We start from the raw sequence: 15,311 nt of genomic DNA, 5'->3' as shown, positions 1-15,311 counted from the left end.
TCGAGAACCAGAAGGCTTCGGGCTCATGGCTCCAGCGCCAGATGGGGGTAGGCTACAACACTGCCGCCAAATGGATCGAACGGATGGAAGCGGAAGGGCTGGTCGGCCCGGCCAACCATGTCGGTCGGCGCGAAATCTATCGCGACCAGGACGGCAACCCCCTATAGGTTTCGAATTCTCCAGACGTCGGGGCGACCGCCTTAAATGAAACCCAAATTGCTGACCACGCTCGCGACCTACGATCGCAGGCAGTTCCGGGGCGACGCCATTGCCGGCGCGACGGTGGCGCTGGTCGCGCTTCCGCTCAGCATCGCGATCGCGATCGCCTCCGGCGCGCCGCCCGAGGCCGGGCTGGCGACCGCGATCGTCGGCGGGTTCCTGATCTCGGCGCTGGGCGGGAGCAAGGTCCAGATCGGCGGGCCGACCGGCGCGTTCATCGTCGTCGTCTATACGATCATCGCCAAGCACGGGCTCGACGGGCTGATGCTGGCGACCCTCATGGCCGGCGTGCTGCTGGTGCTGGGCGGGCTGCTCGGGGCGGGGCGGCTGATCCGGCTGATCCCCGAGCCGGTGATCGAAGGCTTCACCATCGGCATCGCGGTGGTGATCGCGGCAAGCCAGCTCAAGGACCTTGCGGGCCTCGAGACCGGGCCGCTCGATGCCGAGTTCATCGACAAGCTCGTGGAACTATGGGCAGCGCGGGCAACGCTCGACTGGCCGTCGCTGCTGCTCGGGCTGGCAACGATCGTGGGGATCCTCGTGGTGCGCCGCTACGCCCCGCAATTCCGCGCCCGGGCGGTGGTCGTGCTCCTCACCAGCCTGGTCGCCTTCCTCGCCGTCCCCTCCGCCGAGACCGTCACGCAGCGCTTCGGTGAATTGCCGCACGGCCTGCCCTGGCCTTCGCTGCCGCCGGTTTCGTGGCAATTGCTGGTCGACCTTGCCCCGGCAGCGATCGCGATCGCCCTGCTCGCGGGCATCGAATCGCTGCTTTCGGCGATCGTCGCCGACCGGATGATCGGCAGCACCCATCGCAGCAGCGCGGAACTGATCGCGCAGGGCGCGGCCAATATCGCTTCGCCGCTGTTCGGCGGGCTGCCCGCGACTGGCGCGATCGCCCGCACCGCGACCAATGTCGACGCCGGAGGGCGGACCCCGGTGGCGGGGATGATCCATGCGCTGGTGATCCTGCTGGCAATGCTGGTGCTGGCCCCGCTTGCGGGCGAACTTGCCCTGCCCGCGCTGGCGGGCCTCTTGATCGTGACCGCGTGGAACATGTCCGAACCGCACCGCTGGGGCGAGCGCATGGCCCTGCCGCGCTGGGAACTGGGCCTGCTGTTCCTCACCGCCGTGCTCACGGTCCTGGTCGACCTTACCGCGGCAATCGTTGCCGGGACGGTAATCGGGCTGGCGATGCAGAGAATGCGGCAGAAGCGCTCGGGCGAATAGCAAGACGTCCGCGATGGCTGAATAGCGAACACCATCGCGGCCTGACCTCTTTCGCTCAATGTCCCCTGTGCAGCGGCAAGGCGATCCGCCAACGAATGGCAATTCCGCGCAACAGGAAGCCCACCGCGAAACCGGCCGCCGATGGCCACGGAGCCGCGATTCCTGCCGTTGTAAGAGCGACAAACGCAATCGCCGCCAATACCGATGCGGTGACATAGATCTCGTTCCTCAGCAATATCGAGGGTACTCCGACTGTAATGTCGCGGATGACGCCTCCGACGCAGGCGGTAATCACGCCAGCGGCGATTGCGGGAACCGGAGAAACACCGAATTGCATGGCCTTTGCGGCTCCATATACCGAGTAGGCCGCGAGGCCTGCCGCATCCAGCCATTCAAGCATTCGATTGGGCCACCAGCGCAAGGGAACCGCCCATACGACAACCGCAACGATGGTGCACAGTATGACCGGCATGGAATCATGCATCCAGAATACCGGCGCTCCGATCAGCAAATCGCGCAGTGTTCCGCCTCCGGTTGCCGTGACCAGCGCGAAAAACCAGGCGGCAATGAAATCGAGCCGCTTGCGGGCAGCGGCCAACGCACCCGATGCTGCAAAAACCGAGATTCCGGCAAAATTGAGCCAGACAGCGAGGTTTCCAAGCGGCAATTCCATAAGCATATATAGCCAGCGCTACTGAACCGCGTCACGTCTTCAATCGGGATAGGCTTGCAGCTTCACTGATGCTGCAGTTTCATTCTGCCCGGGTTGGCTTCTTGTCGCTATCCGCGTGTCCGCGACGGGCCGTCAGCGAACGATCGATCTTCCTGCATCGCGGGAATGAAAAGGCGGGGCATGCCAATGTCTCGTCCCGCCTGCATTGCAGTCGATCTTCCCTTGGGAGTGTCACCCCGACGCTTGCGGCCGGAATAGGCGGAATTGCTCGGTTCAGGGTCGACAGGACATGGGTGACACGGTGTCACCTTTGTCACCCGTGTCCCATTCTTCAATTGACCCTTGGGTCGGCGCGCTTCCCATGGCATCAAGCCGGAATCGGAGAGGATAGAAATGCCATCGAAATACGAAGCCGAGGTCTATCGCTGCATGGACCCGTCGATCGAGCTGCACGACCGGCTCGACAATCCGCTGCACAGGGCGATCCTCAAGAATTTCTGCCGCCATGTGCACCTGGAAGGCGCGAGCATGTTCGAGGAGATCACCGCGCCCGACATGATGGCCGACGATCCAGTCTATCACATCACCTGGGGCGACAGTCCGTTCCAGGTGAAGGGCCGCCAGGGCGTGTTCGATTTCTATTCGAGCATCGGCGAGATCGTGCTGTGGAATTCGGGCGACCTGGTCGCGGTCGCCGATTGGGGGATCGCCGACGAGATGTGGTTCCACCAGATGTCGACCGGGGCCGAACTGGCCAAGGTCGGGCATGCGGGGCTGAAGGACGACGGGCTCTATCTCGTCCATTCGCTGCAGGCCTTCATCTGGCCCTACAACGAGAAAGCGCTGCTCAAGGGCGAACATCTTTACGAAGACAAATCGACGCTCAGGATCGAGGAAATCGACAGGTCAGAATTCATGCCCGCAGCGCGGGTGCGCGAGATTCACAAGGAATGCCTCGCCGAACTCGAAGCGCGCTGGGGGCCAAACTACTGGGTTTACGAGGGGTGATCATGAAGACGAAGGCATTTCTCGCCGCGGGTCTCGCGGCATTCGCGCTGGCGGCACCGGCACAGGCAAAATGGGTCGCCAGCTGGACCGCCTCGCCGCATGCCCCGCTCACGACCGAAGGGCCGTTCGCGGCGGCGTCCTACGACAATGTCACGATCACCCAGATCATCCGCCTCTCCGAAGGCGGGACGAGCCTCAGGGTGCGGCTCTCGAACCGCTACGGCCCCGCCCCGCTCGCAATCGGCGAAGCGCGGATCGTCCAGATCGACGATGCTAACAACGAGGTGCCGGGCACGGCCCGCGCGCTGACCTTCGGCGGCGAGAAGGGGGCAGTGATTCCGCGCGGTTCGCCGCTGGCGAGCGACATTGTCGAGGTCGACCTGCCCGATCTCGCGCGGCTGAAGGTCGAGCTCTATTTGCCCAGCGATACCGGGCCGTGCACCTGCCACCTGACCGGGGTCGATACGCTCGCGGTTTCACCGCCTGGCAATTTCGTCGGCAAGGAATTCACCCCGGTCTCGACCGCGCAATACCGCGCCTTCCTCACCGTGGTCGAAGTGGATTCGCCGGATTCGCCCGGCACGATCGTGACCTTCGGGGATTCGATCACCGACGGGGTGGGCGCGACGCCCGGCGCCAACCGCCGCTGGCCCGACGTGCTGGCCGAGCGGCTGCAGGAGGCCGGCACCGAATGGGCCGTCGCCAATGCAGGGATCAGCGGCAACCGCCTGCTCTCCCCCGGCATGGGCGAAGCGGGCCTCGCACGGTTCGACGAGGACGTGCTGAGCCTGCCCAACGTCAAATACATGATCGTGTTCCTGGGCGTGAACGATATCGGCAATCGCTATGGCCCGCAGCGTGGCGGGATCGGCGGTTTCACGCTCGACCAGCCGCAGATCGATGCCGAGCAGATGATCGCCGGCTACAAGCAGCTGGTCGCCCGCGCCCATGCCAAGGGGATCAAGGTGATCGGCTCGCCGATCGGCCCCTACAAGGGCGCAAGCTACTGGTCGGAAGAAGGCGAAGCGGCGCGGCAGAAGATCACCGACTGGATGCTCTCGAGCGGCACTTTCGATGCAATCACGCGAATCGATCTGGCCTTTGCAGAGCCCGATGATCCCTCGACTATGCGCGATGGCTATCACATGGGCGATTTTTTGCATGGCAGCGATGCCGGGCTCAGGGCGGTTGGAGAATCGATCGACCTGTCGCTTTTCGCAGCCGACGATGATTAATTGGGCCTAAAGAGTGCCCTTATGTGAAGTGATATTCACAATTTTCGCGCTTTTCCCGCCGCTGGCTTAACCTTCGCGAAAGCCTGAAATCCTAGCTTTGGCGCATGATATCGCGCTTGATAGCCCTGCTGGGTTCCTGCCTGTTCACATTTTTGCTGCTGTCGGGAACGGCAGCCCAGGCGAGTGCGACCAGCGAACCTGCCCGGTGTGTCGCCTTCAGCGATGTGGCGACGACGCCCGGGGAGATGCTGGGCGATCCGGGACGCTGGCAATGCGAGGACAAGGATTGGGGAGCCAACGGCACGGTCGCCTGGCTGCTGTTCGATGCCGACAGTTGGCGCGAGCAGGATCTGCCGACCGACTTCGTGACGCGGATTGCCTATTTCCACGAACTGTCGATCTACGCCCGGGATACCGACGGTGCCGTCCGGTCGGTGAGTTACGCCCCCGAAGAGACGGAAACGATCGCGGTCGGGCCGGTGTTCACCGTCCCGCTGCCGGAGATCACCGACCGGACCAGTTCGGTCGCGGTGCGATTGGTCAGGCCGTTCAACGCAACGATCCTCAGCGAAGCGAAGATATCCAGCAATCCCTATCGCTCGGGCTGGTCGGCGCCCGAGATTACCGTAATGGCGATGATCACGGGCCTCCTCTTCCTGCCGCTGTTTGCAAACATCATGTTCTATCGGGCTCTCCGCAGCCCGTTCGTCCTGCTGCATGCCGCGATGGTCGCCTCGATGACGCTTTACGTCATGACTTCGGGCGGGTTGCTGACGGTCTTCATTCCCACTTCGATCACCTGGCTGTCGATCCTTACCCCGGTGAGCTTTGCCGTCGGCGTAGGCATTTCCGCCCTGTTCTGCGCCAGCTATATCGAGCCCTGGGCGTTGACCCCCAGGGTGCGCCGGATGTTGACCGTTGCGGCAGTCTGGGCATTTCTGGTGCCAAGCATCTTCTCGCTCCATATCGAGGCGATTCACAGCTTCACCAATGTTGCCTACTACTATTCCTTCGTGCCGGTCATCGCGATTTATGTCGTCGCGCTCGTCCAAAGCCTGTCGCGCGGAAGCCGCGCCGCCAAATTCCTTACCGCCGCCTGGGCCCCGATCATCGTCGTGTGCATCGAGCGTATCCTGCGAGGGGTGGGCCTGTATGCTGCACCCTCGCAACTCGACCAGCTGCTGTTCTTTGCCCTTGCGATCGAGGTGACCATCATCGCGACTGGCGTTGCCGATCGCGCCAACATCTTGAGGCAGCAGCGCGACAATGCCGAAGCCAAGGCGCTGGCCATGGCGGACATTTCCGAGCACGACCCGTTGACGGGACTATACAATCGCCGCGCGATCGAACCGCGATTCGATGAACTTTACGGCGAGGGCTTCCAGACCATGGCGATCCTCGACCTCGATCATTTCAAATCGATCAATGACGAATATGGCCATTTGGTCGGCGACGAAGTCCTGCGCGCAACAGCCCATGCGCTTGCTCCCGATGATGACACACTCGTGATGCGGCTGGGCGGCGAGGAATTCATGATGCTCTTGCGCGGCAAGGATGTCATCCAGCGCGCCGAACACCGGCGAAGGGCAGTCGCGCGTCATGTCGCGAGCGAAGTGGAAGGCCTCGACCGGATAGTGACGGCCAGCATGGGCCTGCTCAATGTGCCGGGTGAAGCCATGGCCATGATGGAGTTCCGCGATCTCTATTCCCGCGCCGACCAGCTGCTCTACGAAGCCAAGCAGGGCGGGCGAAATCGCATGATGAGCGAAGAATTGAAGCTGTTCATGCCGGACGAGAAGGATCCCCGCGAACTGAGAAGGGCAGCCTAGGCCATAAACTCATCATGGGATTCCCAAATGGCCCTCGTCAAACTCGCCGCCGCAAAACCTGGATGCGCTTGATGAGTCGGTAACCTAGTCCCTGTTGCTCCCGATAAACAGGCTCGGCCAGCGCGACCGAACCAGCGCCAGGGCCCGGCGAGGTGCGGCTAGCAGGTCGCCCGGCCTTGCATGCCCGAGCCTGCGCGCCTGCAGGAGCACCCACACAAACATCGCCGCATCCAGCAGCAGCATCGCCGCAGCCGCGCCCGAAGCGCCGAGCGACTGCGAGAGCAAATAGGCCGGCACGAGTGCGAGTGCGGACATGATTGCGAAGGCGTAGCCATAGGCCGATTGCTGGTTGGTCGCGAGGATCAGGTTGGAGACTACCAGCCACAGCCCGCCCAGTACCGCGCTTGCCCCAAGTGCTGCGACGAGCGCCAATGACGCGGTAATTTCGCCACCGGTCCATGCGTTGACAAACCAGGGACCGAGCAACAGCATGGCCAGAAGGCCCGGGAGCAGGATTGCCAGGGCCGCTGCAATGTTTATCGACAACAGGTCGAGCTTCCGTGCCCGGTCGCCGCGCGCATCGGCAATGGTGTATTCGGGAATCGTCGCCCGGCTGACCACACTGGTGACCTGGATTGCCGCGCGGGCCAGCGTTCGGACGGCGGTGAAAGCGGGTACTGCAGCTGGCCCTGCCGCTGCGGCCAGCACTGCAACCGTCGCCTGGAGCGACAAGGCAAAGCCGATCGGCACCATGGCAAGCGCTATCGAAGGTCCGGCGAGTCTGCGAAGCTCACTCATCGAGAATCGCCAGGCTCCTGCCATGAACTGGGGGGCGACACTGGAAGCCAGCGCGACGGTGGTTCCCGTGCCGATCGCGCGTCCGACCAGGAATCCGGCCGCGGCATCGCCCAGTCCGCCACCAGCCAGCACCAGGCCGAGCGCGATCCCGGCCTCGAACAGGACGATGAACGCCTGCAGATAGGCGGCCTTCGCATAGGCCCCCACGGCCCTGAACGGCGTTTCGAAACCAGCTCCGAACAGGACCAGGCAGCCATAGGCGACCAGAAGGAAGGTAGCCGGGATCGCCTCGTATCCGACTTGTTGCGTTGCAAATTCGAGCCATTCGCCGGACGATCCAAAGGTCACAAGCCATCCTGGCACCAGCGCGACAAGGCAGATTGCCCCGAGCGCCAAGGTCATTGTCTGGAAAGCCAGGCGAGCGTCTTCTTCGCGGCCCTGGTTGAATGCGGTCGTCGCTTCGTTTGCCGCCGCGCCGACGAGCCCCGCCGGACTCGCGATGATATAGCCCGGGAGGGTAAAGAGGATCAGCCAGATCCCGTATTTCTCAAGCCCCCAGCTTTGCGCGAGGATTGGCACCGAAACGAGCTGGACCAGGACATAGGCAATGGTTGCGGTGCCCTGCGCGCTCAGATTCCCGACCAGGCCCGATCCGAGGCGAGAGAAGTTGAGCGCCATCAGCCGCGGGCCGGAGCGCCGGTCAGGCGGTAAAATTCGCGCTCGGCACTGGCAAAGATACGGTCGAACGACCAGCGCTCATAGGCCCGCCTTTCGGCTTCCCTGCCCATCGCCTCCGCCGCAACCGGGCTCTCCAGCAATTTGGTGATCGCGTCGGCCAGCTTTTGCGGGTCGCCGGGCGGCACGGCCAGGCCGCACCCCGCGATCTCGCTGGCGAGTCCGGTGTCCTCTTCCGCGGTGACGATCACCGGCCGGCCCGAAGCGAGCATGTTGGCCAGTTTGGACGGCAGGACCAGGTCGGCGGCTGCTTCAATCTGCGGCAGTACGTGTAGTGCGGCGAGCGACAGAAGCTCGCCGATCCGCTCGGCCGGCTGGAGATCGTGGAACTGGACGTTCTCCAGGCCTTCGGCACGCCGCTCGAGCGACGGTCGGCTTGGCCCGTTGCCACATATGAGGAAGACCAGATCCTTGCGCCCAGCGAGAAGCCGGGCGGCCTCGATCACCATCTCAAGTCCCTGCTTGTTGGCGATATTGCCCGAATAGAGCACCACCCCGCGTTCGCCGAGGTTCCATTCGGAGCGGTAATCGCCGGATGCCGGCCTCATGAATGCCGCCATGTGGTTCGACCAGTTGCGCAATTCGTAGACCCGTTCAGGCGCGATCCCGATCTCGAACAGGCGCGCACACATTTGCGGGCTGATCGACGACACCATGTCCGCGCGGCGCAGCAGCCAGCCTTCGCAGCTGTGCGCCAGCCTCGCCACCAGACCTTCTCGTCGCAATAATCCGGTCGCCTCGGCTGCCTGAGCCTCGAAATCCTGCACATGGACCCACAATTTCGCTCCCGTCAGCCGGGCGAGCAGGATCGCAAGCGGGAGGGCGGCGAGAGTTGGTACGACCGCCAGGACAATGTCCGGCCTGAATCGCAATTGCGAAATGGCGGGGAGAATGGCCGCCATGGCGAAGCTGAGCAGATGGAAAATGCGCTTCGGCCCGGTCGGGTCGGAAGGGACGAAATGGGGACAACGCGAGACCGTCACGCCATTCTCCCGCCCGGTGCTCCATCCCTTGTAGCCGCGCCGCTTTTTCCACTCGGGATAATAGGGCTGGCCGCAGATTACCCGTACCTCGTGCCCCTGGTCGGCCAGCGCTTCGGCAATTCCTGCCGTATAGGGGCCAATCCCGACCAGTTCGGGCGCGTAGTTGAGACCGATGAACAGCAGCCTCATCCAAGCGCCCAATCGTGCGGCGGCGGGTTCATGCCTGGCGATCCTGCCGGCCCGGACGCAGCAGGTCGAGGTCGGCCGCGACCATCTCCCGGACGAGCTCCCGAACCGGGGTCTTGTGCTCCCAGCCGAGCTTGCGCTTCGCCTTGCTTGCATTGCCAATCAGTTGGTCGACCTCGGTCGGGCGGAAATAGCGGCGATCGACCTCGACCAGGCATTTGCCTGTCCTCTCGCAAATGCCCTTTTCTTCGCTTCCGCTGCCTTCGAAGCGCAGATCGATGCCGGCATCTTCGAACGCCCAGGTCACGAATTGCCGCACGCTATGGGCCACCCCTGTCGCAAGGACATAATCGCCGGGTTCGTCCTGCTGGACGATGCGCCACATGCCTTCGGCGAATTCGCTCGCATGCCCCCAGTCGCGTTCGGCATCGAGATTTCCGATATAGAGCCTTTCGTCCAGCCCGAGGCTGATTGCCGCCGCCGCGCGGGTAATCTTGCGGGTCACGAAAGTCTCCCCGCGCAAGGGACTCTCGTGATTGAACAGGATTCCGTTGCTGGCGTGGATGCCATAGGCCTCGCGATAATTCACCGTGATCCAGTAGCCATAGAGTTTGGCCACGCCATACGGGCTGCGGGGGTAGAACGGCGTGTTTTCATCCTGCGGGACCTGTTGGGCCAGGCCGTAAAGCTCGGAAGAGGATGCCTGGTAGAACCTCGTCCTTTCCTCAAACCCCAATATGCGGATCGCTTCGAGCAGCCTCAGCACGCCCACGGCATCGGCATTGGCGGTGTATTCGGGCGTTTCGAAGCTGACGAGGACATGACTCTGCGCCCCGAGATTGTAGATTTCATCAGGCTGCACCTGCTGGACGATACGGATCAGGTTGGTTGCGTCGGTCAGGTCGCCATAATGAAGGACCAGGCGCGGGTCCTTGGCATGGGGATCCTCGTAGATGTCCTCGATCCTCCCCGTATTGAAGGATGACGAGCGCCGCTTGATGCCGTGAACCTCGTAGCCCTTGTCGAGGAGCAGCCTCGCGAGATAGGCGCCATCCTGCCCGGTTACGCCCGTCACCAGGGCACGTTTGCGCTCTCCACCCTTCGACATGCAACGGGATTAGCTCTTTTGCCTTGTCTGGCAAAGTCGGGCGGGGGACTTGCCCACCTACGCATTCAGCCAGTTCGAAACCGCACTTATCGAACTGGCCCGGTTGCGGATTTCCGGATTGGCCGCATCGCCGATCGTGCGCAGAATTCTTCCGCCAAGCCAGCGCAGGCCCCCCTTGCGCACCAGGGTCCTGGCCTTTTCGAGAATTGCCCTCGAGGGCCGTTCCATCATTGCTCGGAACTGGGTCGCGGCGCGTTCCGCATATGGCTGGAACAGGAGCGCGGGCGCCGCGTCGAGCAGATCTTCCGGGACAGATTGCGGGCAGTGGCTTGCCATCAGCAGGCCTGGCTTTCGCCAGCGATCGGTCAGGGCAATTGCGTAGGCGGCGTGGCGAGACCAACCCTGCGCTGCGGCCCGTTCCCAGAAGCTCTCCCAATCCGGCGGATGTCGGCGGACCAGGAAATCGATGTCGGCCAGCATCAGCGGTCCGGCATCGAGCGGGTAGGGCGCAGTCGCATGGATTGCGAGATGCATCAGCAGGTCGTCCGGCGAGGGATAGCTGATCGGGTCGTCGGCGGCGTATTTCCTCGAATTCCGCATGATGCGCAGGTCCTGTGCAGACGGCATCGGCCGATGAACCGCATCCTTCTCCTCCCAGCAGCGCAGATGCAGCTCGATCTCGCTGCCTTGCGGCGCAACGAGCGGCGGCAGGTGCTTGACGGTCTGCCCACGGCCTTCGCCGGGTTTGCCAAGCGGCGCCGCGAAGCCCGCACTGTGCAATACCGTCCAGGCCCGGTCGGCATCATCTTCCGCGATCAGGAGGTCGAGGTCGCGCAGTGGCCTTTGTCCCGCGGCCGGATAGGCATGCCAGGCCAGCATCGCACCCTTGAGCGCGACGCAGCCTATTCCCGCATCCGCAAGCAGCTGGACAGCAAGCAACAGGTCCGAACGTTGCGCAAGCGCGGTCAAGGCCTGCTGCCGGTGGGCCTCGGCGAAGATCCCCTGGATCTTCTCCGGCAGGAGATAACCGCCTTCGCCCCCGCGCCATTCGGCATGGAGCAGCGGGGCGAGCCGCTGTTCCATGGCAAGCCTTGCCAGCACTTCCCATTCGGACCCGGTGAGGGATGCCAGGTCGTTCGCGTCGGCCTGGGGACGAAGCATGCCGAGCAGCAAGCGGCAAAGCTGTTCGAACTCGGCCGATTGGCTCCCCGCCATGGCCTAATTGTCTGGAACTGTGAACGTCCCGGTCACCCTGCCGCTGTCACCGGTGCTGCCGACGCCGTCGACGCTGGACAGACCACTCCGCAAATCGATCACCAGCCGATTGCCGTTCAAGGTGTCGCTGCCCCGGCGCAGCGCGACGCCGCCGGACATCGTGATCAGCCGGCGATTGAAATCGTAGACCGCCACGGCACCCCGGGCGGATTCATTGCCGCGCGTCACGACAACCCCACCCGTCGCGTCGAGCCGCTGCAATTGCAGGCTGCCATTGTCGGTGAAAGACAGCGTGGCGCGGCCCGTTTGTAGCCTGAGATTGCCTTGCGCGATCGCGACATTGCCCGACAGGACGACGCGGTTCTGCCGGTCCTGCAATTCGATCCTGTCGGCGGCATATTCTACCGGCCCGCTGGTGTTGAAGGGCGAACCCGATTGGGCCAGCGATTGCTGCAGGCCCAACAGGGCGGCGCCGGTCAGCGCGAAGGCAATCGCGGTCCGGCGGAGCGAGGCGGAGACGATCGTTCTATTCAACATCACGGTATCCTCAATTCGCCCGGAACCATTCTCAGCCTGGCATTGCCGTCCAGCGTGATCGTGCGTTCCTCGAGATCGGCCACGATCCGGTCGGCGGAGAATGTCCCGGCCGGAATCGCGCCTTCGACCTTGCCATCGCCGATCAGGGTATTTTCCTCAAGCCTGATCGAAACATCGCGCGCGGTCATGCGGTAGCCATCGGCGGCCGTAAAGCGAACCAGCCCGTCGATGGCGACCACTTCGTCGTGGATATCGTAATGACCGTCCCTGGCGGCGAGCAACGCCGGTCCTTCCTTGAGCAATATCCGCGCCTCCAGGTCGTGCATTTCCACGACCGGCTCCCTGGCGGACCGCTGGACCGCTTCGCCGGCCGTGATCGAGAACGGCCGTCCTTGCGAATCCTGCCCGCGATACATCGCGTTTTCGAGCCTCAGCCGGTTCTCGGCGATCGCGACCTTGTTGCGATCGAGCAGGAAGCTCAGTTCGTTCCGGGGGGTGAACGGCACGAAGATCATGAGCGCGGCGATCACCCCGATTCCGGCGGGCAGCCAGCGCGACAGCCGCTTGACCAAGCGATCGTGCGCGCCGCCGGGCGCCGCGAATTGCTGGCGCTTGTTTCTCAGTCTGTCGGCGTCGGCTGTCATGGAGGGTTTCTGGCGCAGTCGAGTCTTACTCGTGGCTGAAAATGTCCTTGTCGGCCCAGCCGGCAATGTCGAGCCGGGCGCGGGTCGGCAGGAAATCGAAACAGGCCTGGGCCATGTCCATCCGCCCCTCACGATCGAGCCGCTCGACCAGGACTTCGCGGAGCCGGTGGAGATAGCGTACGTCCGAGGCCGCATAGTCGCGTTGTGCCTCGGTCAATTCGGCGGCACCCCAGTCCGAGCTTTGCTGCTGCTTGGATATATCGGTCTCGAGCAGCTCGCTGACCAGGTATTTGAGCCCGTGGCGATCGGTAAAGGTGCGCACAAGCTTGCTCGCGATCTTGGTGCAGAAAACCGGCGCGGCGGTTACGCCCAGGTAATGCTCGATCGCCGCAAGGTCGAAGCGCGCGAAATGGAACAGCTTGAGCCTTGCCGGATCGGACAGGATCGCCTTCAAATTGGGTGCATCGAACGAACTGCCGTTCCCGAACCGGACCAGATGCTCGTCGCCCTTGCCATCCGAAAGCTGGACCAGGCATAGCCTGTCACGCGGCGTCACCAGCCCCATCGTCTCGGTGTCGACGGCAATCGGCCCCGGCGCGAACACGTCGCCGGGCAGGTCTTCTTCGTGGAAATATACGGTCATCGCCGCTTCCTAGGCCGATCCGTGCAAATGCGAAAGCCCCGGCTGGCGGCAGGGCGATTCTGGAGTTAGGCAGGGGCATGGGCGAGAGTGCAATCCCCCCTTCGTGGCAAGCGGCCCTGGGGCCGGTCCTCGCAGCCCCGGAGGCGCGGCGGCTGGGCGGCTGGCTGCGCTCCGAAGAGGCTAACGGCAAGACGATCTACCCGCCCAGGGGCCAGCGGTTGCGGGCGTTCGAACTTACCCCGCTCGACAAGGTCAAGGTCGTGATCCTCGGCCAGGATCCCTATCACGGGCCGGGGCAGGCGCACGGGCTGTGCTTTTCCGTGCCCGACGGCGTGCGGGCGCCGCCCTCGCTGGTCAATATCTACAAGGAGCTGGCCGACGATCTCGGCGTTGCAATCCCGCCGCACGGCAATCTCGAACATTGGGCGCGGCAGGGGGTGCTGCTGTTGAACAACGCGCTGACGGTGGAGGCGGGCCAGGCCGGTTCGCACCAGGGCAAGGGCTGGGAAGCGATCACCGATGCCGCCGTGGCCGCCGTTGCCGCAAGCGAGCAGCCATGCGTCTTCATCCTCTGGGGCAGCCATGCGCGCCGGAAGGCCGAGCGGGTGGCCGGGCTCCAGGCAGATGGCAGGCACCTGATCCTGGCGGCGGCGCATCCGAGCCCGCTTTCCGCCCATTCGGGCTTCTTCGGCTCGAAGCCGTTCAGCAAGGCAAATGCCTTCCTCGAAGCGCATGGGCGCGGGGCGATCGACTGGTGACTCGTAATCGGTCGGGCGCGCCAGCGGGCAGATGTGGCTCCGCAATCCGCTGCCACAATATCCGAAAGACCTAGCGCGGCAGTTCGCTCGCGCCCATCAAGGCCTCATCCACCGAGCGGGCGCACTGGCGGCCTTCGCGGATCGCCCAGACCACCAGCGATTGGCCCCGCCGCATGTCGCCGCACGCGAACACCATGTCCTCGCTGGTCCGGTAGTCGTCGGTGTTGGCAGCGACATTGCCGCGCTCGGACAGTTCGACTCCCGATTGATCGATCAGCCCGGCCTTCCTTGGCCCCAGGAAACCCATGGCGAGCAGGATCAGGTCGGCCCTGATCACGAACTCGCTCCCCGGTACTTCCTTGAGCCGGCCTTCCGACCAGTCGGCGCGGACGCATTTGAGCCCGGTCACCTTGCCGTCTTCGCCCAGGACTTCCTTGGTCAGCACAGACCAGTCGCGCTCAACCCCCTCCTGGTGACTGGTCGAGGTCCTCAGCTTCATCGGCCAGTCGGGCCAGGTGAGGAGCTTGTTCTCGTGCTCGGGCGGTTGCGGCATGATTTCGATCTGGGTGACGCTCTTCGCGCCCTGCCGGTTCGATGTGCCGACACAGTCGCTACCGGTATCGCCGCCGCCGATCACCACGACGTGCTTGCCGGTTGCCAGCAGCGATCCGCGCGGGGCGGCGCGCACTTCATCGTCGCCGGCGTTGCGCTTGTTCTGCTGGGTCAGGAACTCCATCGCCATGCGCACGCCGGGCAATTCGGCGCCGGGGATGGTCAGGGGACGCGCGTCTTCCGCCCCGCCCGACAGCACGATCGCGTCGAAATTTTCCTTCAGGCTCTTGAACGAGACATCGACGCCAATCTCGGTCGATGTCTTAAAGGTCACCCCTTCGGCTTCCATCTGGACGCAGCGGCGGTTGATCAGGTGCTTTTCCATCTTGAAGTCGGGAATGCCATAGCGCAGCAATCCGCCGATCCGATCGTTCTTCTCGAACAGCGTCACCGAATGGCCGGCCCGCGCCAGTTGTTGCGCGCAGGCCATGCCGGCCGGCCCCGAGCCGACTACGGCGACCGATTTGCCGGTGCGTTTCTCGGGGACCTGCGGCTCGATCCAGCCTTCCTTCCAGCCGCGATCGGCGATTGCGCATTCGATCGACTTGATCGTTACCGGCTGGTCGATGATGTTGAGCGTGCAGCTCTCCTCGCATGGCGCGGGGCAGATGCGACCCGTGAATTCGGGGAAATTGTTGGTCGAATGGAGCACTTCGAGCGCGTTCTTCCAGTCGCCCTCGTAGATCAGGTGGTTCCAGTCCGGGATGATGTTGTTCACCGGGCAACCGGTGTGACAATAGGGGATGCCGCAATTCATGCAGCGCGAGGCCTGCTCGCGCAGGGCAGCCTCGGAATGCGGAATCACGAATTCCTTGTAATGCTTCACCCGGCTCTTGGGATCGTCATAGGTGCGATCCTTGCGGTCGACTTCGAGGAAGCCCGTTTCCTTGCCCATCTGCTG

Annotated in this window: 15 protein-coding genes; 6 read left to right on the top strand and 9 right to left on the bottom strand. The window is 63.7% G+C overall.

What is annotated here, in order from left to right:
• A partial coding sequence (locus AC16XC_RS05005; protein ID WP_484033546.1) for a DNA translocase FtsK occupies window positions 1-167 on the top strand: 167 nt, incomplete at its 5' end.
• Window positions 168-204: 37 nt separating this feature from the next.
• Window positions 205-1,446, top strand: coding sequence for a SulP family inorganic anion transporter (locus AC16XC_RS05000; protein WP_484033545.1), 1,242 nt, complete (start codon window positions 205-207; stop codon window positions 1,444-1,446).
• A 55-nt stretch (window positions 1,447-1,501) separates the two neighbouring features.
• Here AC16XC_RS05000 and AC16XC_RS04995 read toward each other — a convergent pair whose 3' ends face one another.
• On the bottom strand, window positions 1,502-2,125 hold the full coding sequence (locus tag AC16XC_RS04995; RefSeq protein ID WP_484033544.1) for a trimeric intracellular cation channel family protein: 624 nt from the start codon (window positions 2,123-2,125) through the stop codon (window positions 1,502-1,504).
• 387 nt (window positions 2,126-2,512) lie between these two features.
• Between AC16XC_RS04995 and AC16XC_RS04990 the strand changes: the two genes are divergently transcribed.
• The 3 genes from AC16XC_RS04990 (at window position 2,513) to AC16XC_RS04980 (ending at window position 6,191) form a co-directional block, all read left to right on the top strand.
• Window positions 2,513-3,127: a hypothetical protein gene (locus AC16XC_RS04990; protein WP_484033543.1), complete on the top strand. Its 615-nt coding sequence runs from the start codon at window positions 2,513-2,515 to the stop codon at window positions 3,125-3,127.
• Window positions 3,128-3,129: 2 nt separating this feature from the next.
• The gene (locus tag AC16XC_RS04985; RefSeq protein WP_484033542.1) at window positions 3,130-4,362 is read left to right on the top strand and encodes an SGNH/GDSL hydrolase family protein; all 1,233 of its coding nucleotides are present in this window, start codon (window positions 3,130-3,132) and stop codon (window positions 4,360-4,362) included.
• 152 nt (window positions 4,363-4,514) lie between these two features.
• A complete protein-coding gene (locus tag AC16XC_RS04980) occupies window positions 4,515-6,191 on the top strand; it encodes a sensor domain-containing diguanylate cyclase (RefSeq protein WP_484033541.1) in 1,677 nt (558 codons plus the stop codon).
• Window positions 6,192-6,275: 84 nt separating this feature from the next.
• Here the strand turns inward: AC16XC_RS04980 and AC16XC_RS04975 are convergent, their stop codons facing one another.
• From AC16XC_RS04975 to AC16XC_RS04945, 7 genes are read right to left on the bottom strand one after another with little or no spacing between them, the layout of a single operon-like run.
• Complete coding sequence (locus AC16XC_RS04975; RefSeq protein ID WP_484033540.1) at window positions 6,276-7,667, bottom strand: hypothetical protein; 1,392 nt, start codon at window positions 7,665-7,667, stop codon at window positions 6,276-6,278.
• On the bottom strand, window positions 7,667-8,896 hold the full coding sequence (locus tag AC16XC_RS04970) for a WcaI family glycosyltransferase (RefSeq protein WP_484033539.1): 1,230 nt from the start codon (window positions 8,894-8,896) through the stop codon (window positions 7,667-7,669). Before AC16XC_RS04970 ends, AC16XC_RS04975 begins: the two co-directional genes overlap by 1 nt.
• A 28-nt stretch (window positions 8,897-8,924) precedes the next feature.
• Window positions 8,925-10,001: a GDP-mannose 4,6-dehydratase gene (gmd, locus tag AC16XC_RS04965; protein WP_484033538.1), complete on the bottom strand. Its 1,077-nt coding sequence runs from the start codon at window positions 9,999-10,001 to the stop codon at window positions 8,925-8,927.
• Between the two features lie 57 nt (window positions 10,002-10,058).
• Window positions 10,059-11,162, bottom strand: coding sequence for a nucleotidyltransferase domain-containing protein (locus AC16XC_RS04960; RefSeq protein WP_484033537.1), 1,104 nt, complete (start codon window positions 11,160-11,162; stop codon window positions 10,059-10,061).
• Between the two features lie 57 nt (window positions 11,163-11,219).
• Window positions 11,220-11,753: an LptA/OstA family protein gene (locus AC16XC_RS04955; RefSeq protein WP_484033536.1), complete on the bottom strand. Its 534-nt coding sequence runs from the start codon at window positions 11,751-11,753 to the stop codon at window positions 11,220-11,222.
• Complete coding sequence (locus AC16XC_RS04950) at window positions 11,753-12,397, bottom strand: LPS export ABC transporter periplasmic protein LptC (protein ID WP_484033535.1); 645 nt, start codon at window positions 12,395-12,397, stop codon at window positions 11,753-11,755. Before AC16XC_RS04950 ends, AC16XC_RS04955 begins: the two co-directional genes overlap by 1 nt.
• A 25-nt stretch (window positions 12,398-12,422) precedes the next feature.
• Window positions 12,423-13,040, bottom strand: a complete 618-nt coding sequence (locus AC16XC_RS04945; RefSeq protein ID WP_484033534.1) for a ribonuclease D — start codon at window positions 13,038-13,040, stop codon at window positions 12,423-12,425.
• Between the two features lie 77 nt (window positions 13,041-13,117).
• On the opposite strand from AC16XC_RS04945, the gene ung reads away from it, so the two are divergent.
• On the top strand, window positions 13,118-13,798 hold the full coding sequence (gene ung / locus AC16XC_RS04940) for a uracil-DNA glycosylase (protein WP_484033533.1): 681 nt from the start codon (window positions 13,118-13,120) through the stop codon (window positions 13,796-13,798).
• 70 nt (window positions 13,799-13,868) lie between these two features.
• Here the strand turns inward: ung and AC16XC_RS04935 are convergent, their stop codons facing one another.
• Complete coding sequence (locus AC16XC_RS04935; RefSeq protein WP_484033532.1) at window positions 13,869-15,305, bottom strand: glutamate synthase subunit beta; 1,437 nt, start codon at window positions 15,303-15,305, stop codon at window positions 13,869-13,871.
• Window positions 15,306-15,311 lie beyond the last annotated feature (6 nt).

This window comes from Candidatus Andeanibacterium sp., assembly GCF_057143545.1.
Note: the sequence above shows the minus strand (reverse complement) of the source record. Positions and strands in the feature narration are given on the sequence as shown.